This window comes from Companilactobacillus nantensis DSM 16982, assembly GCF_001435815.1.
In the GTDB taxonomy this organism is placed as follows: Bacteria; Bacillota; Bacilli; order Lactobacillales; family Lactobacillaceae; genus Companilactobacillus; species Companilactobacillus nantensis.
In genome coordinates this window covers 1-20,098 of the sequence record NZ_AZFV01000038.1, presented here as the reverse complement: position 1 = coordinate 20,098, position 20,098 = coordinate 1, and the positions used below count along the sequence as shown (strand labels likewise).

The following is a 20,098-nucleotide window of genomic DNA, read 5'->3' as shown; positions in this document are numbered from 1 at the left end:
CCTTGACTAAGGGTAGAAAAAAGGCATCCTTGGGGAAGGATGCCTTTTTAAGGGGATTGAATATTGTTGATAGGGGGGATGAGAATAGAGTCGTTGTCTCTATTCTACGGTTTATAATTACAGGCTTATCAGTAAGTTATTATTGTTTAATGTTAAAAATCATTTGAATCTTGGATAGCCCAGTTTTGATAAGTCTTTTTAAATTGTATAAATTCTTTTGTCCTTTTGCAGCAAAAATCACTGCATCCCATGAGAGTAGAAAAATTCCACTCTGCATTTATTAGTATAGCTTATTTTTTGCTCAACTACTACCGGCAGGTACTTAAAAAGCATAAAAAAACACCTCGGGGAAAGGTGTTTTTTATTTAGGGGATTAAATATATATGTTATAGGGGGTGAGAAAAGGGATTACTTGTATCTCTCATCTACAAGTTATATACTACTGAATCTTTATGAATTAAGTATTCTGAAAATGTGAAGATTTTGTGAATATGGATGGAGACCATTTGTATGGAGCCACCTCCGGGCATGATTGAGTGATGAGGGTCTGCTGTGGGACCGATTCGAGCCAAAGAGCGGTCTCGAATCTCGATTTTGAACTTCGCGCAATTCGCGAATTTCAAAATACGTCCAGTGGAGTAAGCGATAAATCGCTAACACCACAATCACTGCTGACCCTCATCACTCAATCATGCCCTCCGGCTAGGGTATTCTTTTTTTGAAATGTATTGAAATATCATGATTTCTAATTGGAAAAACTATCAAATAATTTAATTGTGAAATTTATGTTATTGGAACTTTAAAGTGATGAATCATTCTTTTCTTAGATAATGTAAATATTCGTAACTTTCAATATGCTGAGTTATTAAAGATACTAGAAACAACCAATAAACTAGCCTCGGTGAGCAAGAAATTTAGGCAGCAGTGCAGGTGGCGTTAGCACTTTAGTGCTTACACCACGGGACGAGTTTTGAAACTCTCGGGTTTATGCGAGGTTCAAAATCGAGACGAAAGACCTTGGCTTTCGTCGGTCCCCACAGCAGCCTAAAATTTCTTGCTCACCGAGGCGGCATATTTACAAAAAAGAAGCTCAACCAAAAAAGGTTGAACTTCAAAAAAATACTATTTGAAAAGTCGAAGTTAAATCAATATTTTAATGTCGAAAGTTATTTCAACATAAATACTTAAGTTTAATTTTCTATATCGGTCAGAGGATACCCCAACTTGAAACTATCTAAAACTAGTCGATATCAATGTGGTGGCTAGGATCAACTTTCTTTTCCATCTTTGGAAGGTCAATCTTCAAAACACCGTTATCATAATTTGCCTTGATACTATTAATATCAACTGCAGGTAAGTGATATTGTCTCATGACACGGCCGCTTGAACGTTCGCTCATAATCATGTCACCATTTTTATCGTTATGGTCATTAAAACTATCACGGTGACCACTAACTGTTAAAATATCATTGTTATAGTTAATGTCGATATCTTTCTTATCAAAAGCAGGCATATCTACATGAACCTCATAGTTTTTATCAGTTTCCTTAATATCTGTCTTTAGTGTTGAGTCTTCTGGGAAATTGTTTTCAAACATAGATGGTAAATTATTCATCCAAGAATCATTGTTGAACCAGTTTCTCATCAAATTATTACGATCCATAATATCGTTTGTCATATAATGTTACTTCCTTTCCCTTCATTACAAATACATTATAAGACGCCCTCGAATGGTAATTCAAGAATTTAGCACTCTTAATTGTCGAGTGCTAAATATCGCAAAAATTTAACAAAAATCAACGGTAATCTATGTGATACAATTAAAGTGGTGAAAAGAAGGTTAGTTAAATTGACTAAATTGATTTTGAAGCGAATTTATGACAAAGATTTACCATCAGGCTACCGAGTTCTTGTCGATCGACTTTGGCCTCGTGGAATGTCTAAAGTGCGGGCTGATTTGGGTCTTTGGGCAAAAGAAATCGCCCCATCAGCTGAGTTGAGAAAGTGGTTTGGACATGACTCCGAGAAATATGCTGAATTCAAGAACAAATATTTAGCAGAAATCAAAGCTAATCCTTATACAGAAGAGTTTTTAACAGATCTTACAGAAGCTCTAAAGAAACAAGATGTTCTTATCCTATATAGTGCTAAAGATGAAGAGCATAACGACGCAGTAGTCCTAATGGAATATCTAAATTCAAAAATTTAAATATTGTAGATTGGTTGGCTAGTGATTATGGAAGAATTTGATTTACAGTCTTTATTATCCAGTAATGAAAAGACAATTATTCACTTATTGCAATCATATGCGCAGACGAATGGTATAGCAGTTTTTGTTCTAGGCAATGACGATCATTTGCAAGCGGGTATTTTTGGAGAATTGTCAGAGGGTAGCGCCTTAACTAGGATGAATAAAATGACTGATTTGTCAAAGTTGAGCGTCAATAAGTACAAGTATAATATCGAATATGCCGATTCACCGTTGCGAATAGCAAGTATCAACCAACGGGTCGGCAAAATTTGCGTTGCTCAAGATATTGAGAAGGGGACAAATCTTGAGCATTTACAAATTATGCAACAGCTTCAAAAGCATGTTTTATTTTTGAGAAATATGGCTGAAAGTGTGGCTAAACTTATCATTAAGAATCGGGGAATTGATAGTTTTGTCATTAAGTACGCTATAGATGTTAATGATGCCATTGATGAATTGGCTGATAGTGAAGGGCATGCTTTGCAACAAATCAAAGTCATGTCGACCGCAAATAGTTCCATTATTTCAGCGATTGAATATATCGATAGTAATTTGAATAAGCGTTTAACGCTCGATCAAGTATCCAGTAAAGTTTACTTATCAGATTATTATTTCAGTAAGCTATTTAAGCGCGAAACCGGTTTGAGTTTTTCCGTCTATTTGAATGCCAGAAAAATTCAAAAGGCGATGATTCTTTTGAAAGAATCAGATAAAAGTGTTAACGATATTTCCGATGCTTTAGGATTTACACGCTTGAGTTATTTCAGTCAAACGTTTAAAAAGTATACCGGAGTTGCCCCAACCAAGTATCGGACAGAGGGTAAATAATACCGCAATTATAATTAGAACATTAAAAAATCTATGAATCCTAAAAGGGATTTCATAGATTTTTTTTGTATTTAGGAGATACCACCTAATGAATAAATTAAAATGAACCAACAGATAAACTAGTCCGCATAGCCAGTGATTCCTTGTTCAGCTCTGGAGACTGCCTATTTAAATACACCCTATGTGAACGGAAATTGAACAATTGTTTACATTTTCTGCACAAAACATCTTTTTTCATGAAAAAATTTGTAGTAGACTTTAGACTTAGTGTAATTTAGGTTATGCAGTTTTAAGGAGAGAAACTCATGAAAAACGTCTTTAAAAAGGAATCGGTCGATACGTATTTAGAAGCCGATTCCAGATTGACACGAACACTTGGCGCTAAGGACCTGCTTTCTTTGGGGATTGGTGCCGTAATTGGTACAGGTATTTTTATTTTGCCCGGACATGAGGCTGCACTTCATGCGGGACCAGCCGTAACAGTCGCCTTTTTGATTGCTGCGATTGTTTCGGGATTTGTCGGTATGGCATACGCTGAATTTTCATCAGCGATGCCAGTTGCCGGTTCTGCTTATTCTTTTGGAGCAGTTATTTATGGAGAAATTATTGGTTGGATTCTCGGTTGGGCTTTAATTCTGGAATATTTTTTAACTGTTTCAGCGGAAGCAGTTGGTTTTGCATCATATTTTAATAATAATATTTTAGGAGCTTTTGGCTTACAAATGCCCAAGTTTTTGGCTAACGGTCCACTTGAAGGTGGAGTAATTAATCTGTCAGCTACACTGATTGTTTTAGTGATTGCTTTCATCATTTTGCAGGGAGCTAGTCTCTCTAAAAAAGTGGAAAATGTGGCGGTATTGATTAAAGTTGCCATCATTATTTTATTTATTGTCGTGGGAGCTTTTTATATCAATACTAAAAATTACGTGCCATTTTATCCTAAACAATTCCACACACAACCATTCGGAATGGGTGGGATTTCAACTGCCACGGCCACGGTGTTCTTTGCTTTTGTTGGCTTCGATGCTTTGGCTGCCAATTCAGCGGAAACAATCAATCCCAAAAAGGATGTTGTGCGCGGAGTTTTAGGAACAGTTGTTGTTGCCGTAATTTTGTACGTTGGTTTTTCATTTGTGTTAACAGGTATTGTTAACTATAAGGATTTGAACGTCGATGATCCAGCAGCATATGCGTTGAAAGTTGTTCATTTGGATACTTGGAATAAATTGATTACTGTCGGTGCTTTAGTTGGTATCTTTACATCCTTATTGACGATGTTCTTCGGTGGCTCACGTTTGGTTTATGCTCTAGGGCGTGACGGATTGTTGCCTGAAAAAATGGGTGAAGTTGATACGAAATTTTCAGTTCCCAAGAATGCTGTCTGGGTGGCAACAATTGTCCAAGCATTCTTTGCTGGGCTAGTACCTTTAACTGAATTGACGTCATTGATCAATGCGGGAACACTGTTGGCATTTGTCTTCATTTCATTTGGAATTATTAAATTACGTAAACGAAAAGATATTCCAAATGACGGTTTCAAAACGCCTTGGTATCCATTCTTACCAATCTTGGCAGGATTAGCTAGTTTGTATTTCTTATTGATGCTGCCAGCTATTTCAAAAATTAGTGTGGGAATCTGGATTGCAATTGGGATTGTCGTTTACTTTGTTTATGGGTTGAAACATTCAAAATTGCAAAATAAAAAATAGCCTCCGTCAGGGGACTATTTTTTTCTGCTCCGAGGAGCACGATTGTTATTAATCTGGTGAATAATTAATGTCACGATAATGGCACCAATTAGCACTCCAACGAAGACTAAGTTGGGAATTTCAATATCAATTGCAGGAATTGATAGGAATAATTTTACAGAGATAAAGAGAATTAAGAAGTAAGCCATTCCGTTTAGTTCAGGAATCTTACTCATAAGTCCCATAATCATTTCAGCAATTCCTCGCATTGCCAAGATACCGATCATACCACCGATTAAAACGATAACCGGATTACTTGAAACAGCCAATGAAGCTAGAACAGAATCAATTGAGAAGACAATATCCATCAATTCAATTGAGATAACAACTTGCCAAAAACGAGAAATGTGTAAATGTTTTTCCAAGGCATTTTCTTTACGTTCCGTTGGAGCTTCAGTCGGTTGCTTTTTACTGAAGAAAAAGTGATTCAAGAAGAGATAGAACAAGTAGCCAGCACCTAAAACCTTGATCCACCAGAAATCAATTAAATAAACACCGATTCCGATAACTAAAAATCTAAAGATGTAAGCACCGAAGAGTCCGTAGAAAAGCGACTTTTCCTGTTCTACTTTGTTAGGCAATGACTGTGTCTGTGCAGCTAAGACGACCGCATTATCAACTGACAACATACATTCCATAACGACTAACGATAAAATAATTAACCAATCTTCCCCCGATTCGATAACCGTTGCCCAGTTATGAAGATCAAAGAATGGACCGTACATATTTACAAGTGCATTCAATCAGTATTCCTTGCTTTCTATTTGTATTGTTGGACTAAATGATAACAGACTTTAGTTGTGCTTTACAATTAAGTATTGAAAAATATTCCGTCTCCAGAGTTGAGAAATAGTCATATTGGCTGTGCGGACCGGGCCGAGCCAAGGTCTCGCCCCTCGGTTTGAAACTTTGCAAGTTCGGCAAGTTTCTAAACACGCCCGGTGGTGTAAGTCCGAGAAAACCACTCGAACTAACGCCACTTTCACTGCCAAATGACTATTTCTCGACTCTTCCGACTAGGTTTTTGTGTCATTAAAGTCATTCTTTAAGTCTTGGTACTATGATATAAATAAAAACAACGAATAAACAAGCCGGAAGAAACAAGAATTTAGGTTGCTGTGAAGGTGGCGTTATGGCTTTAGCCATTACACCACGGGACGAGTTTTGAAACTCGCGTTTTTTGCGAGGTTCAAAATCGAGCTTCGAGACCGCTCTTTGGCTCGAAGCGTTCCCCATAGCGACCTAAATTTCTTGTTTCTGGAGGCGGCCAATCACAAATGAAATCCTTGAAAGATTGGGTTGAGGTTAACTTTATACTCACTAATTGTTGAACTGATTTGCTTTATACCAGGTTCGATTTGTTCTAAATCGACTTGTGAAATACTTAAGCGAATAAACGAGCTTTTTTGTTGATAGGGTAAAAACATTCGAGCTACATCATCGACCAGTACATTTTGTTGCATAAGTTTATGCGTTAAAATCGTGGAATTTACACCTTTGGGTAATTTTAAAACTGTATAAAAACCAGTCGTAGGAGTGTTGAGCTGTTGATTTTGTGGTAGATAGAGTTGCCCGCAGCGGATTAATTCTGACATTTTTTGAGCATAACGTTGTTTAATATTTTTGAGATGTTGTTCAAACATACCGTTTTCCATATAAGTGGCGAGAATTTCTTGAGAAATCGTTGAAGTATAGGAATCAAAGTATGATTTGTATTTGAGAAAGGTTGGAATCATTTCTGAGGGTATGATGACTGCAGCTAAACGTAAACTAGGCAGAAATACTTTCGAAAAACTTTTTAGATAAATAACTCGACCAGATGGATCTTCTGAAAATAGCGGGTCATTTTTTTATCCAGATCGAGGTCACCTAAGTAGTCATCTTCAACTAAATAAACGTCATATTTCTCAGCAAGAGTAATGATCTTTTGCTTTTCGGTGGCAGTGTAGGAGTGACCTAAAGGGTTTTGAAAGCGAGACATTAAGTAAAAGAACTTAATCTCATGATTTTTGAAAAGATATTCAAGTTGTTCCAAGTCGAATTGATTGTCGCTTAAATCAATTCCAAAAATATTGTGATTAGTTAGATGTGCAGCCTGTAAAATCCCTGGATATGTCGGCTGTTCTACTAAAATATTTTCACGCCCATTGGGAAACGGCATATTCATCAAAATATTAACTGCTTGTTGAGCACCTGAAGTAATGATTAAGCGATTGATTGAAGTAAAGATTTGCTGGTTTTGAAAATAATTTAAAATTTGTTTGCGTAGTCGTTCCATACCAATCGGTTGACCATAAGAGAGAATTTCTTTTTGGCGGTTGATTAAGATTTGATTGGAACAGTGAGTGAGATTTTCAAAACTAAAATATGATGTGTCAGGTCCTGCAGATAAAAAGTCGATTTGTTTGGGCAGATTGTCTTGAGGAATCGAATTTTCAGTAACGAAATAACCTTTTTGAGGCACGGAGTAAATTATATGTTCTTGTTCTAATTTATGAAGTGCCTTAATGACGGTACTTTTGCTATAAGAAAATTGTTGTGATAATTGCCGAATTGACGGTATTTTAGTGCCAGCAGGCAGTGCTTTAGATGAAATTTCTTGGCGAAGATATTGTTGCAACTGTTGATATTTCATAAATTTATTCTCCCTTTGTACTGGTACAGTTCTCAAAAAAGTGGCTATACAAGTACAGTCAGTATATCTAATATTTGAATTGCCTGTATAGGTAATTTAAGAATTTGATTAGTTGGAAGGGAGATTTTTTTATGAAGACGACAGGAACAGAATTGGTCAAACGGGGTATGGCTCAAATGCAAAAGGGCGGCGTAATTATGGACGTTGCTAATGTAGAACAAGCAAAAATTGCGGAAGCATCATGAGCCGTTGCTGTTATGGCTTTGGAACGAGTACCATCTGATATTCGAGCACAAGGTGGGGTAGCACGTATGTCAGACCCAGCTATGATTGAAGAAATTATGGCAGCAGTAACGATTCCCGTTATGGCTAAGTCAAGAATCGGTCATTTTGCGGAAGCACGTATTTTGGAAAGTATCGGCGTTGACTATATTGATGAGAGTGAAGTTTTAACTCCAGCTGATGACAATTATCATGTTGATAAAACTCAATTTGAAGTGCCATTTGTTTGTGGTTGCCGTGATTTAGGGGAAGCATTACGCCGTATTGGTGAAGGTGCTTCAATGTTAAGAACTAAAGGTGAACCAGGAACAGGTGACATTATTGAAGCTGTTCGTCATATGCAAAAAGTTAACCAACAAATTAGACAAATTTCGAATGAAAAGCCAGAAAATTTAATGGCAATTGCTCGTGATTTACGTGCTCCTTATGAATTAGTAAAAGAAGTTCATGATAAGAAAAAATTACCAGTAGTAAACTTTGCGGCTGGTGGTGTTTCAACTCCGGCTGATGCATCTTTGATGATGAATTTAGGAGCTGATGGTATTTTCGTTGGTTCAGGTATCTTCAAATCAGAAAATCCTGAAAAATTTGCGAAAGCAATTGTTGCTGCTACAGCTCATCCAACTGATTATCACTTAATTGCCGAAGTTTCAAAGAATTTAGGTAATCCAATGAAGGGAATCGACGTTGCTACGTTATCTGATCAAGAAAAAATGGCACCTCGAGGGATGGAATAAAGATGATAATTGGAATTCTAGCTTTACAGGGCGCAGTTTCAGAACATCAGATAGCTTTGGAAAAATTAGCTGTCGCTAGTAAGTTAGTTTTGAAAACAACTGATTTACAAGGTTTGGACGGTTTGATAATTCCCGGTGGTGAAAGTACAGCAATCAAAAAGTTGATGGTACGAGAGAATTTACTCGAACCACTTAAACAAATGGTGGCACAAGGCTTTCCAGTATTTGGAACTTGTGCAGGACTTGTCTTATTATCTCAAACGGATAGTTTGAATGGATTAAATGGAGAAGTTGTTCGCAATGGATTCGGTCGCCAAAAGGATAGTTTTGAAGAATCATTAACAGTTACAGGATTCGATACACCTTTTATGGGTATCTTCATTCGAGCACCATATTTATCAAGCGTAGAAGATGGCGTTCAAGTGTTAGCTAAGACAGACGATAATCGTATTGTAGCTGCTAGTAAGCAAAATGTTTTAGTAACAGCCTTTCACCCAGAATTGACCGCCGATACACGTTTCCATGAATTATTTATACATGATTTTGTTGGTCAAAAATAATAAAAAAATGAGGCTGTAGGAAAAGTACTTTTTCCGCTGAAAACAAAATAGACCGTAATCCAAAGTCTGGATTACGGTCTATTTTGCATTAATGCTCGAAAGTTGAACATGTTTTGCCATACTCTTGTATTTTTAAACAGCAGGTACGAATGTAGTGTAAATCAACCAAACATTCAAAATAGTTAGAACAATGGCAATGAAGTAACCGAGATATTCGATTAGTTTATTGTTAGCGAATTCGCCCATCAATTCTTTGTTACTTGTGAACTTGATCAATGGGAAGATTGAGAATGGTAAAGCGACACTTAAGAATACTTGTGAGAATGTCAAAAGTGATTCAATCTTAGCTTCATTACCGTTATACATAATTGCGAAGGTAATAACGGGAATGATTGACATCAAACGTGTAATAACACGACGTGCCCAAAGTTTCATCTTCATGTGGACGAAACCTTCCATGACGATTTGTCCTGAAAGTGTTCCGGTGATTGTTGAATTTTGACCTGAAGCCAAAAGGGCAATCGCAAAGAGAATACTTAAGACAGGACTAGCAACAGCTCCGGCAACTTTTGGATCTTGTAAAGCGTTGAATAAGTCAACGAAACGTCCTAGATCACTATTTGTACCATAGAATAAAGCAGCACCAAGTAGTAATAGTAATGTATTAACGATGAATGCCAAAGTTAATTGGATGTTTGAATCCCAAGTTGAGAAACGAACAGCTTGATGAACACTCTTTGAATCGTTACGGTCATATTTTCTGGCCTGTGAAATTGAGGAGTGTAAGTATAAATTATGTGGCATAACCGTCGCACCAACGATACCCAATGAAAGGTAAAGCATGCTTTGGTTTTGGAGAATTTTTGGATCAGGGACAAAGCCGACGACCATTTGGCCCATATCTGGTTTTGCCAAGATAACTTCATACAAGAAGACGAAGAGGATAACCATAATTAAAGTGGCTACGATAGCTTCGATTTTTCTGAAACCTAATTTCATTAATACCAGTAGTAATAAGACGTCGAATGCGGTGATGATAACACCCCAAAGGACTGGTATATTAAATAACAATTTTAACGCGATTGCGGAACCAATAATTTCTGCAATATCAGTTGCCATAATAGCTAACTCAGTAATTACCCACAGGATAAAACCACCCACACGGGAAGTTCGATCTCTAGTTAATTGGGCCAAATCTCTTCCGGTCACAATGCCTAGTTTAGCCGCCATGTATTGCAAAAGCATCGCAATCAAACTAGAAATCAAGATAACAGATAGTAATTTGTATTTAAATTGTGCCCCACCGGCGATTGATGTAACCCAGTTACCTGGATCCATGTAACCCACGGCAACAAGTGCCCCCGGACCACTATATGCTAACAGAGTTTTAAAGAAACCAGCATCAGTCGGAACTTCAACGGTGTCGTTAATTTCTTCCAAGGAAGGGCCGTTAGCATAATGAATAAGGCTTTCGTGCTTTTTATTTTTTTCACTCAAGCTTATATCCCCCTTTTTTTGTCTCCAGATATAGTATCATGTTAGAGACCAACTTTAAACCCTATAAACAAAAAAATTAAGACTACCTAATAAAAAGCTGATAAAAGCCGTCTTAAAAACGTTTGTAAGCGATTCAAAAACCTAATATTTTATGAAAAATTATTAAAATGACCGACTAAAAATATGTATTTGACCAATAAAGGGCCACCTCCATGAATTTAGTTCCTAAGTACGATACAATATAGGTAGTAAATAAAGTTTGAATTTAAAAGCATCTTAATTATAATGACTAGAAAAGGGATAAATAAAATGAGCACAATACTATTAATAGTAGATGTCATCTTTTTTCTCGGTGCTGTCTTTAATGTTTATTGGCAATCACAGATTGAAATCAGATCAATTTATAAAGTTTCATCATTAATCTTTGCGGCCTTTATCGGCGCATGGCTGTTGGTCTCACCAACGGGTCAATTATCGTACATCGTCATGGTGGCGTTGTTCATGTTGTTGAATATCATGAATGGTGTCGGAGGAGTCGGTGAAAGAAAAATCGTCTTGAACGGTTTCTATTCCGGTGTCTTAGATTATGCCCAAGTTGTCCACGTAACTTTGATTCCAATTGAAGTTGAAGGTAGGAAACCTAAGGTAGCAGTGATTTTTAATACAAAACGACCACAACAAGTGGAAATGAATTTTAATATTTCCTATAAAGAAATGGAAAAGTATTTACAGAAGAAATTGTCTAATGACGCTTCAGTTGAAGTTGGACAAATATAAAAATAGACCTCGGTTAGGGGGTCTATTTTTTTGTATTTTAATATCGCTATTATGGTGTACGGTACGTGATTAAATAAAGCTTGGCAAATTGGAAAAGTAAAGATATTCAGGTAGTTTGGTTTTAATAGTGAATGCTATAATTTGCATGTCTTAGGGGGGCAAAAAAGATGCATAAGAGAAAAATAAACGTTTGGCAGTCTTTACTAATTGTCGCGTTGATATATATTGTGTTTTCAGTTATCGGTGGAGCTACTGGTGAGTTACTCTTACATCTCAATGAGACGAATGCTGATTATTTTAGAAAAATTTTAGTGTCCATTGGATTATTGGCGCTTCTCTATTATTTTTATCGGAATAATAACTTCGGGAAACAGAATATTAAGTGGGGATTTATCGCAATTGCGATAGTTATTGGGATGGCGTTAACTTTAAATAACGATTTTGCAGACTTTAAATTTCAGCTATCTTTCATATATATTGCCGTAACAGTTGGTTTAATTGAAGAAGTCATTTTTAGAGGATTAGTTTTCTATTTTATTGATTATCTTCACCTAAAATCAAATCGAAAGGTGATTTCTCAAGTGTACCTTTCGACCGTTATATTTGCTTTGGCTCATGTATATAACCTCGTAAGTACTAATCAAGATATTACTCAAACCATGATTCAAGTGACATATGCGTTTTGCTTAGGGAGTGTCTTTGCCTTGTGTTACGCAATTACTAAAAATATTTTCTTTAGCGTTATTGCGCATGGTCTTGCTGATTTGTTGAGTGCAATGATAGGTGGATCAGGGGTAGAAACAAATGTAATTTTGAATTTAAATAATGTTTTAGGTTTGATGTTACTTATTGTGATTACAGTTGTTGTTAATTACTTTGCCGTGAAAGGGATTTTAAGAAATCAAGATTGATAAGTAAAAAATGTGAAAAAATGATTATTAATATCATTTTTTCACATTTTTAATTTATTGGCCCAAAAGTAAAGTGTGTTGCAATTAAACCGTAACCAAGGTTAGCATCATGCAGTGTCTTTTGACTAGGATTATTCAACTTGTTTTTAATATATTGATATAGTTGTCGATTTTTAGTTGGTAAAGTCATAGGAACAATGAAGTTATCACGATACCCCTTGTAAATAGTCACACAGACACTAATTTCATCTTCGTCACTGTTAAGTTCTTGAGCTGCTTGCAGGAGGCATTTTTTGTATTCAATTGGTTGGTGTGAAAGATCCTCGTTATATGAAGCATCTATTAAATTGAATAAAGTTGTATTTTTCATTTTGTGCTGTCATCCTTTCGAGTAAATATCTTATGAATGAAAGAAAGCTGGTCCGTTGATAACTGCCGATAATTGTTGTAACCAAGACCTATGTTGAAAGTGATTTAATTGGTGGATTAAATCATTTTGTTTTGGGCTAAAGCAATATTCCTTATGTATGTCCATTAATCGTAAAGAAGTTTTTAGAGTAGATATTGTACTAGGTATTCTTCTGAACTTCTTATTGATATTCGTTGGTTGATTAATGTTGAAGTAAGCTTGTTTAATCGCAACCTTGACAGGGGTATTTAAATTAATATCATTCATTGATTTGTCTAATTCTTTGAGTATAGAATTTGTCCGTTTTATCTCTGATAATTTTTTGGCTTTTTTGATTGGAAACCTCCTTAAATAATTGTTTTGGTATTTATAGCGTATCAATTATTGGGAATATGCAGTTCGAATGATCCTGAATACCATTAAAATGCCTCTTGAATACGGTCTAGTATATTTATAATAAAAATATGAAGGCAAACGTTGAGTATATTCGCTTATCTTTAGATAAAGCAGCTAATAACGAAAGTTTGTTTAGTAAGTTTCTTGGATTCTCCAGAAGCTATGGAAGTTACGGTAGGACGTATGATAACTGGGATGCTATATATAAGTTAAATAACGATGAACTGATTTTGATATTAGTGGCAACTGGGACACATGAAATATTTGATCAATAAACAAAAAATCCATCAATTTGATGGATTTTTTTAATTCAAGGGTATCCTGTTCCAATTCAAACTATTTTTTTAAGAATGCAAGCACATTCTTATCATTTGGTTTCATGTTTCCTGCTAAGAATGAAATTATGACTGCAACAACAGAAGACACAAATTCCCATATCGACCATTTAAAAACTAGTGTTAAAACTAACATAATAAAAACTGAAATCAACACAACTCCATCTCTAGGGCCTAATTTGATATACGAATACATCATCAGATATCACTTCTTTCATTTGTATAACTTCTTTTTTATAGCAGCAATTGTTACTTTGCTTATCTGAATAATATATCGATGGCCATATGTGGAGGATAAAATGTCTTGAAGGGGGCTAATATTCTTCTTGAATCAATGACAATTGTTAAAAAAGTGTTTGTGATGTCAGAACGAAAAACTTCACCGATGGATTACATATTAAAGGATTTATCTGCTGAAACGGTTAGAAAAAAGATAATTGAAGATATTAACCTATCGCGAGAATATTACAGTGACGATATATACCGAAAAATCAGCACTTGGACAAATTAACCTGGATGCGGATAATAGACATGTTCCTTTTCCGGGCAATTTAAATATGTTGGAAAAGGAATATGATAATTTATTGAGAGTTGATAAAAGTTCATTAGTCAATGTAGCAAAGATAGTTTCGTATGAATTTCGTAAACGAACATTACACTTAGAAGGTGGAATTGATTGTAATGTATCATTTAGAAAATCCTCAGATGATATGTGCTATCCATTCTTTTCAAAAGTTTAGTAGTGTTTCGATAATTTTAATATTGAGTAGTTTGGCACAAATGATGTATGCATTACTAAAGAAATCGACTAATTAAATTGAATTGAGTTCATTTTATAAAGCGTTTACAATATAAAAGGGGTAAATAATATGATTAAGACAATTACAGACCCAATCACGTGGGCCATTGAATTTGAAAATCGGGATATAGCGCATGATTTATATGAAAAAACTGTTGTTGGATACGACAACAATACTTTTGGAAAACGTACAGTCAATAATGACACTTGGTACATTGGAACGATGTTACTTGATGATGAATTCAAAGCTAAAATAACTGAATTTTTGAATCAATATGATATAACTAGTAACCAATATACGGTTACTAAAACGGCAGTTGGTACATTCTTCAATGCCTTATAATCAAAAAATAGGTCAATATCATTTGTGTCATTAGACACCAGGATATCGGCCTATTATTTTTACCTGCAAAAACTTACATTATTTATTAATAAAGCGATGTGCTTATATTTTGAAATTGATATACGCCAAGCATACAATGTGCTCAATTAAGTGATTTATGATAGGAGAATTTATTATGGTAAAGTCAATTTACGATATGATTCCAGTCACTTGGGCGATTGAATTCAAGGACAGAGATACAGCTCATGCAATCTATGATTCCACTACGGCAAAGTATGAAGTTAATACTTTTGGCAGTCGTACAGTTAATAATGATACTTGGTATATTGGAACTAAATTACATGATGATGAATTTCAAACTAAAATAACTGAATTTTTGAATCAATATGATATTACTAGTGATCAATATACGATTACTAAAACGGCAGTTGGTACATTCTTCAATCCGTTTTAAAAACCTTTTTTATTTATTCAGAGATAATAGGATAGTTCATCATTAAATTATGCATTTGTTATCCTTTAGCGACTTTTCCTATTTTTACCTATAGCATAAGTATACAAGGCTTCGTAAACCTTTCGTTTATCTAAATCAGAGGTATACATTGATTAATCAATTCTTGTAAATTAGTTCCCTCTATTATTTCAAACAATCTTTCAAATTCATTGTCATTTTTCACGGCTAGCATTCCTTATTAAAAGCATTGAATGACATCAGCTATGTGATCTATGTTAAAAAAATTTGACGTTTCAATGGAAATCTTACAAATATAAAAGCAGACCTTGATAAAGGTCTATTTTTTGTCTTTAGTTAGGCGATAATAATGAGTACTAGTGTTATTAAAAATAAAACAGTTTATACACGTGTTATTGTGGATATTAGTGAAAGGGCCAAGAATAACTTAGCTAAACAGGGATTGACTGTTTCTGAGTATATTTATTTATCTTTAGTTAAAGCTGCCAACAACGAAGTTCGTTTAGTACACTTTCTAGATTCTCCAGAAGCGATGAAGACTAAAAAAGAAGTTGAAACGGATCAAGTAAATGTTATTGACTCATTAGATAGTTTCGATACCTGGGTTGATAAAATAGATGCAAATTAAACGAACACTGTCATTTGCGCGACAATTAAAAAAGTTATCAAAAAAGTGTTTTTAAATTGAGGTCTTAAAGACTTATTTAAATGAAATCGTTGAACAAGATAGTATTGGCTTTAAACAAATGAAAGACCATGCATTAAAGGGGAAACAGTGTGGATATCGTTAATTTTATTCAGCAAGGTATGGAAACTATAGAAGGACACATGAAATATTTGACCAATGAATAAGATGATAAAACTATTTTAATAAACTAAAAGTAAAGTGTTTTGCACTTAAACCATAACTCTGGGTAGTATCACACATTTTTTTTGACCAGAATCATTAATATATTGATAGGGATTGTTGATTTAAAAGTCACAGGCACAATGAAGTTATAATTAAGCCTCTTTATAAGCGCATACGTTAATATGAGATTACACTGCGTTAATAATTTTAAAATTATTTTTAGATTAATTAAATTAGAATAAGTATAATAATTAAAAGGAGATATTATTATGACAGAAATTAAAAGTATTAAAAATATTAAGAAGTTGAGCAAGAAAGATTTGAACAGAATTAAAGGTGGCAAATACGACATGATGGGCCTTGGTGGCGGTGGTGGTTTCGGAGGCGGATTTGGAGCTCCATTACCAGCTAAAGTAGCAGGAGTTGGATTAAAAAGTACTCATTATAAGAAGAGGTAACATATTATGGCAGCAGAACTAGTTATTATAGTTACTTGGATAGTAATGTGGATTATTGTTTCTTTTTTTATATCTATGTTTATTAAAGTATACCAATTAATAGTACCAGCAAAGAAATACGTGAATCGACCGGGCTTTTTCAAACAATGGATAAGGATTTTTTTAATCATTCCAATGTTTATGCCCTGATTTTGCAAGTTTAAATACAAAAAGAGTCCACCGTGCGATGGACTTTTTTAATTCAACGGTCCAAAAGTAAAATAGTTTGCGATTAAACCGTAACCAAGGTTAGAATTACACATTATATTTTGAATATGCGGGGTATTGGATGTATAGTTAAATCTAATTTTTCCTCTATGTATAATGTAGTTAATCGCTTTTTGATCATTGTAGATTGTGACAAAATATAGAAACTCAACGTTAATAAATATTTGGATAATTATCTAAGACGTATACGCTTGGTGCTAGTTGATTTTTAAATTTAAACAAAAATAGCCCAACAGGGCTACACTATAGTTACTCTACTAACTAAGAAGTGATAGTCATGTCAGACCAACTACAGTATAAGCAAACAGCCCTCAAACTTCAATCACCACTAGTAAAGTGGATGAATATCATATCACCGTTGTATCAATGGTTTGTTCCTATTTCCATCAGATTTAGAAAAAATTATCAGCTAGCAAAACTAAGTGATGTCCAATTATTAGTTTTGCTCGGCTGGCAAGTGGAATTGGATATGACTGATCAACGATTATTTTATAGATTTCTTTTAAGCATTGGCTTTACCGGTCTTCCTGAACGTTCTCGGTTTAATCGAATTAGTGCCAACGCTTTGGAAACCTTTAAATTTATTCGTGAAGGATTAATTAAAGCAGTTATGCCCAGCCCTACTTACACAATAATTGATAGTTTTCCTATGCCCTTGTGTCATCCTATTCGCAACCATCGGGCACGGCTTTTAAATCCGTATGCCGATATCAGATATAACTCTACTAAAAATCAGTGGTATTAAGGATTTAAAAGCAGTTTTGAGGTGACTGATCAGGGAATAGCGGTTGCTTACACGATTACCAAGGTATCATTTCATGATGTAAATATGGTTCCAACTCTAATAGACCAATATTCTTGTCCGCATGTCTTAGCTGATGCTGGTTACTTGAGTAAGAAATTGAAAGTCAGATTGGCTCGTCTCGGCGTCGATTTTTGGACACCAAGATGCAAGAATATGTCTAATAATGGGACTGATAGCCGATTATTAATACGTGATAGAAGACAAATCGAAACAGTATTTTCCGGTTGGATAAATACTTTTGATCTGGAAAGAAACAGGGCTCGTTCCTTGAATGGTTTTCAAACTAGGATTGAACAATGTTTGTTAGTAGATACGTTAAAACAAATCAACTAGCACTATGCGTAATAGATAGAAAATTATATTATTTGGTGTAAACTAACAATAATAGTTATATGCTTACTTCAATAATGATTGAGTGATTTTTATTATTAAAGTGGGCTTTACGTGATATTAAAATTAATATGGTAAGGGGATAAGAAAATGAAAAAAGAGATATCTGATAAGGAATTGAAAGAAATTTATGGTGGTAGAAATAGATTATTACTGGGCGGATTTACTTCAAATGGTATTATAAGAAACGTTGTAAAATGGTTTAAAAAGTAGTCATGACCAATGTTCCTATTCCATTGGAGTTCATTCTGAATTTTTCAGTTTTCTTTTTTGTTTTGATATTATATCGTCGTTTTCAAAATACTTCAATTTTAGAAAAACTCACTAAAAACCTTATATACTCGATTATATTTGGCTTTTTTTCAGTATTATTTGAGGATTTTATGTATATGGTTTTGCCATTTATTTTTATGGCTTGGGAAATTTATAGAGAAAAAAGCATTAAATTTTCAAAAGTAGATATTAATTACTTCTTGATTGCCCTTATTTTAGAATTAATAATTAGCATGGCTAGTCAAGGTATGTGCAAGGTCATTATATATATAGTAAACATAGCTCATTTTTATCCAAAAGAAATTGATTATTTGAAATTATATTTGATATTAGGACCACTTACTAATTTCATGATTATTCTAACTATATCTGAGTTTACTTTAAAATTTAATTTTCGATTGGAAGAATTACAAAAAAAAATAACGTCATTTAAACTTGATAATCAAATATTTTTGATGCTATTATCACTATTTATTTCTTTTGAAGTTATTTTATTTATGGGAGATTTAGAGGGTGTTACAGCTTTGATTACTGGAACTTTAATGTTTTCTTTTATTTCGTTTACAGTTTTGATGATTTGGCTGGTCTATAATCTTATTCAAGTTTGGTCCATCAGACAAAAGATTACTAATAGTAAAGAGCAAAATAGACAATTTGACGATTATTTAAATAGTGTTCAACAACAATACGCTGACTTAAGAAAATTTAAGCATGATTTTAAAAATATTGTTTTATCCATGAAAATTGGTTCAGACGGTAAGTTTAATGAAAATTATGAAGAACTATACAGCGAGTTGCTAAATCAAAAGGAAATGAGTACTGATTTGGATGGTAAGATTCTTTCGGAGTATAAGAAAATTTCTAATGAGCCATTGCGAGGATTAATTATTCAGAAATTTTTTAAATCTAAATCAAACGGTTTGAAACTAGATGTTCATATTTCGAGTGATTCAGTTGATTTACAGGAAAATATTTTAGATATAATTAGAATAGTCGGAATTCTCTTGGATAATGCTATTGAAGAGACCATTAAATGTAATAATAGAAATATAAACATGGCTTTTATAAAGAATGATAATACTTTAGAAATTTCAATTGAAAATCCATTGGAACATACTATTGATATAAGGAAAATTTTTAAAGAAGGCTATTCAACAAAAGGCTCTGGCAGAGGAACTGGATTAGCTAATGTAAGCAAGATTGTTGATAGCAAATCTAATCTTTATTTGGATACTGAAATTGTTAATAATAATTTCAGAATAACTTTGATAATCTTGGAAAGAGGGTAGAAATTGTTTCCAATTTATTTATTAGAAGATGATAATTCTCAAAGAGAGTACTACAAAAGTATTGTTGAAAATACCATTATGATCAATGATTATTCCATGGAAGTGACTGAAGCAAATGGAACTGAATCATTTTTTGATATTTTTAAGAAAAGTCAGTATGGCTTATTCTTTTTAGATATGGAAATGGATGGTGATACAAAGGCTGGTTTAAAGATAGCTGATTTTGTTAGAAAAAATATTCCTAATGCTAAAATTGTCTTTATTACAACTCACGAGGAACTTTCTTTTCTAACGTTAGAACGAAAAATATCACCACTGGATTATATACTTAAGGATTCATCTTCAGAAAATGTGAAGAAAAAAATAATTGAAGATATTAATCTGACACAAAAATATTATGAGGATGATATATATCATAAAGTAGTCACTTTTGGTTATAAAATAGGATCTAAATATTTCTCAGTTCCAATGAAAGAAGTGATCATCTTATACACTGATAAATCCTTTCCAGGGCAAGTTAGTCTAGATGCTGATAATAGACATGTTTCCTTTCCAGGTAATTTGAATGCATTGGAAAAGAGATATGACAATCTGTTAAGAGTTGATAAGAGTTCGTTGGTGAATAAAGATAGAATAGATAATTATGATAAGCTCCAAAGAATATTACATTTAGATGCCAATATTGACTGTAACGTTTCGCTTAGAAAATCAGCAATCGTTACCAAATTTATGGCAAAAAAAAGCGAGTAGTAAAAATCAGTTTGGTACTGCAACTATTTTTTGAGA

22 protein-coding genes and 2 pseudogenes are annotated in these 20,098 nt (G+C 34.0%); 17 read left to right on the top strand and 7 right to left on the bottom strand.

The window, feature by feature from the left end:
* Positions 1-1,240: 1,240 nt before the first annotated feature.
* Positions 1,241-1,678 carry an Hsp20/alpha crystallin family protein gene (locus FD31_RS12370; RefSeq protein ID WP_057893095.1) on the bottom strand — a complete coding sequence of 146 codons (438 nt, stop codon included), beginning with the start codon at positions 1,676-1,678 and terminating at the stop codon, positions 1,241-1,243.
* A gap of 171 nt (positions 1,679-1,849) precedes the next feature.
* Between FD31_RS12370 and FD31_RS12365 the strand changes: the two genes are divergently transcribed.
* The 3 genes from FD31_RS12365 to FD31_RS12355 all read left to right on the top strand — a co-directional run bounded on the left by FD31_RS12365 (position 1,850) and on the right by FD31_RS12355 (position 4,788).
* Positions 1,850-2,209, top strand: coding sequence for a DUF488 domain-containing protein (locus tag FD31_RS12365; protein WP_057893094.1), 360 nt, complete (start codon positions 1,850-1,852; stop codon positions 2,207-2,209).
* 27 nt (positions 2,210-2,236) lie between these two features.
* Positions 2,237-3,079 carry a helix-turn-helix transcriptional regulator gene (locus FD31_RS12360; RefSeq protein ID WP_235805368.1) on the top strand — a complete coding sequence of 281 codons (843 nt, stop codon included), beginning with the start codon at positions 2,237-2,239 and terminating at the stop codon, positions 3,077-3,079.
* 305 nt (positions 3,080-3,384) lie between these two features.
* On the top strand, positions 3,385-4,788 hold the full coding sequence (locus tag FD31_RS12355) for an APC family permease (RefSeq protein ID WP_057893093.1): 1,404 nt from the start codon (positions 3,385-3,387) through the stop codon (positions 4,786-4,788).
* A 14-nt stretch (positions 4,789-4,802) separates the two neighbouring features.
* On the opposite strand, the gene FD31_RS12350 is transcribed toward FD31_RS12355, so the two are convergent.
* From FD31_RS12350 to FD31_RS14425, 3 genes are all read right to left on the bottom strand, one after another.
* Positions 4,803-5,552: a TerC family protein gene (locus tag FD31_RS12350; protein WP_371862680.1), complete on the bottom strand. Its 750-nt coding sequence runs from the start codon at positions 5,550-5,552 to the stop codon at positions 4,803-4,805.
* 546 nt (positions 5,553-6,098) lie between these two features.
* The gene (locus FD31_RS14430; protein WP_235805367.1) at positions 6,099-6,470 is read right to left on the bottom strand and encodes an aminotransferase-like domain-containing protein; all 372 of its coding nucleotides are present in this window, start codon (positions 6,468-6,470) and stop codon (positions 6,099-6,101) included.
* Positions 6,471-6,625: 155 nt separating this feature from the next.
* Entirely contained in the window at positions 6,626-7,462 is an 837-nt protein-coding gene (locus FD31_RS14425; protein ID WP_235805366.1) for an aminotransferase-like domain-containing protein, read from the bottom strand.
* A gap of 131 nt (positions 7,463-7,593) precedes the next feature.
* Between FD31_RS14425 and pdxS the strand changes: the two are divergent.
* Positions 7,594-8,481: pseudogene (gene pdxS / locus FD31_RS12340) on the top strand (pyridoxal 5'-phosphate synthase lyase subunit PdxS).
* 2 nt (positions 8,482-8,483) lie between these two features.
* Positions 8,484-9,041 (top strand): pyridoxal 5'-phosphate synthase glutaminase subunit PdxT, encoded by a 558-nt coding sequence (pdxT, locus tag FD31_RS12335; RefSeq protein ID WP_057893091.1) that lies wholly within the window; start codon positions 8,484-8,486, stop codon positions 9,039-9,041.
* 132 nt (positions 9,042-9,173) lie between these two features.
* Here pdxT and FD31_RS12330 read toward each other — a convergent pair whose 3' ends face one another.
* Complete coding sequence (locus tag FD31_RS12330; protein ID WP_057893090.1) at positions 9,174-10,538, bottom strand: Nramp family divalent metal transporter; 1,365 nt, start codon at positions 10,536-10,538, stop codon at positions 9,174-9,176.
* A 309-nt stretch (positions 10,539-10,847) separates the two neighbouring features.
* On the opposite strand from FD31_RS12330, the gene FD31_RS12325 reads away from it, so the two are divergent.
* On the top strand, positions 10,848-11,315 hold the full coding sequence (locus tag FD31_RS12325) for a hypothetical protein (protein ID WP_057893089.1): 468 nt from the start codon (positions 10,848-10,850) through the stop codon (positions 11,313-11,315).
* Between the two features lie 167 nt (positions 11,316-11,482).
* Positions 11,483-12,226 (top strand): CPBP family intramembrane glutamic endopeptidase, encoded by a 744-nt coding sequence (locus FD31_RS12320; protein ID WP_057893088.1) that lies wholly within the window; start codon positions 11,483-11,485, stop codon positions 12,224-12,226.
* 49 nt (positions 12,227-12,275) lie between these two features.
* Here the strand turns inward: FD31_RS12320 and FD31_RS12315 are convergent, their stop codons facing one another.
* A complete protein-coding gene (locus FD31_RS12315) occupies positions 12,276-12,596 on the bottom strand; it encodes a bacteriocin immunity family protein (RefSeq protein WP_057893087.1) in 321 nt (106 codons plus the stop codon).
* A 503-nt stretch (positions 12,597-13,099) separates the two neighbouring features.
* Here FD31_RS12315 and FD31_RS14180 point away from each other — a divergent pair.
* Positions 13,100-13,306, top strand: coding sequence for a hypothetical protein (locus tag FD31_RS14180; RefSeq protein ID WP_147007379.1), 207 nt, complete (start codon positions 13,100-13,102; stop codon positions 13,304-13,306).
* A gap of 61 nt (positions 13,307-13,367) precedes the next feature.
* Here the strand turns inward: FD31_RS14180 and FD31_RS14420 are convergent, their stop codons facing one another.
* Complete coding sequence (locus tag FD31_RS14420) at positions 13,368-13,568, bottom strand: hypothetical protein (protein WP_057893086.1); 201 nt, start codon at positions 13,566-13,568, stop codon at positions 13,368-13,370.
* 268 nt (positions 13,569-13,836) lie between these two features.
* Between FD31_RS14420 and FD31_RS13985 the strand changes: the two genes are divergently transcribed.
* The 9 genes and pseudogenes from FD31_RS13985 (at position 13,837) to FD31_RS12265 (ending at position 20,062) form a co-directional block, all read left to right on the top strand.
* Positions 13,837-14,106, top strand: a complete 270-nt coding sequence (locus FD31_RS13985; RefSeq protein WP_162258554.1) for a LytTR family transcriptional regulator DNA-binding domain-containing protein — start codon at positions 13,837-13,839, stop codon at positions 14,104-14,106.
* A gap of 129 nt (positions 14,107-14,235) precedes the next feature.
* Complete coding sequence (locus FD31_RS12300; RefSeq protein ID WP_057893084.1) at positions 14,236-14,508, top strand: hypothetical protein; 273 nt, start codon at positions 14,236-14,238, stop codon at positions 14,506-14,508.
* A 175-nt stretch (positions 14,509-14,683) separates the two neighbouring features.
* Entirely contained in the window at positions 14,684-14,962 is a 279-nt protein-coding gene (locus FD31_RS12295) for a hypothetical protein (RefSeq protein WP_057893083.1), read from the top strand.
* A gap of 367 nt (positions 14,963-15,329) precedes the next feature.
* On the top strand, positions 15,330-15,608 hold the full coding sequence (locus tag FD31_RS12290) for a hypothetical protein (protein WP_057893082.1): 279 nt from the start codon (positions 15,330-15,332) through the stop codon (positions 15,606-15,608).
* Positions 15,609-16,099: 491 nt separating this feature from the next.
* A complete protein-coding gene (locus tag FD31_RS12285; RefSeq protein ID WP_057893081.1) occupies positions 16,100-16,288 on the top strand; it encodes a bacteriocin in 189 nt (62 codons plus the stop codon).
* A 544-nt stretch (positions 16,289-16,832) separates the two neighbouring features.
* Positions 16,833-17,693, top strand: a pseudogene (locus tag FD31_RS14595) (IS982 family transposase).
* Positions 17,694-17,840: 147 nt separating this feature from the next.
* Positions 17,841-17,963: a bacteriocin gene (locus FD31_RS13980; RefSeq protein ID WP_083483676.1), complete on the top strand. Its 123-nt coding sequence runs from the start codon at positions 17,841-17,843 to the stop codon at positions 17,961-17,963.
* A gap of 176 nt (positions 17,964-18,139) precedes the next feature.
* Positions 18,140-19,312, top strand: a complete 1,173-nt coding sequence (locus tag FD31_RS12270; RefSeq protein ID WP_162258553.1) for a sensor histidine kinase — start codon at positions 18,140-18,142, stop codon at positions 19,310-19,312.
* 3 nt (positions 19,313-19,315) lie between these two features.
* On the top strand, positions 19,316-20,062 hold the full coding sequence (locus FD31_RS12265) for a LytTR family transcriptional regulator DNA-binding domain-containing protein (RefSeq protein WP_057893078.1): 747 nt from the start codon (positions 19,316-19,318) through the stop codon (positions 20,060-20,062).
* Positions 20,063-20,098 lie beyond the last annotated feature (36 nt).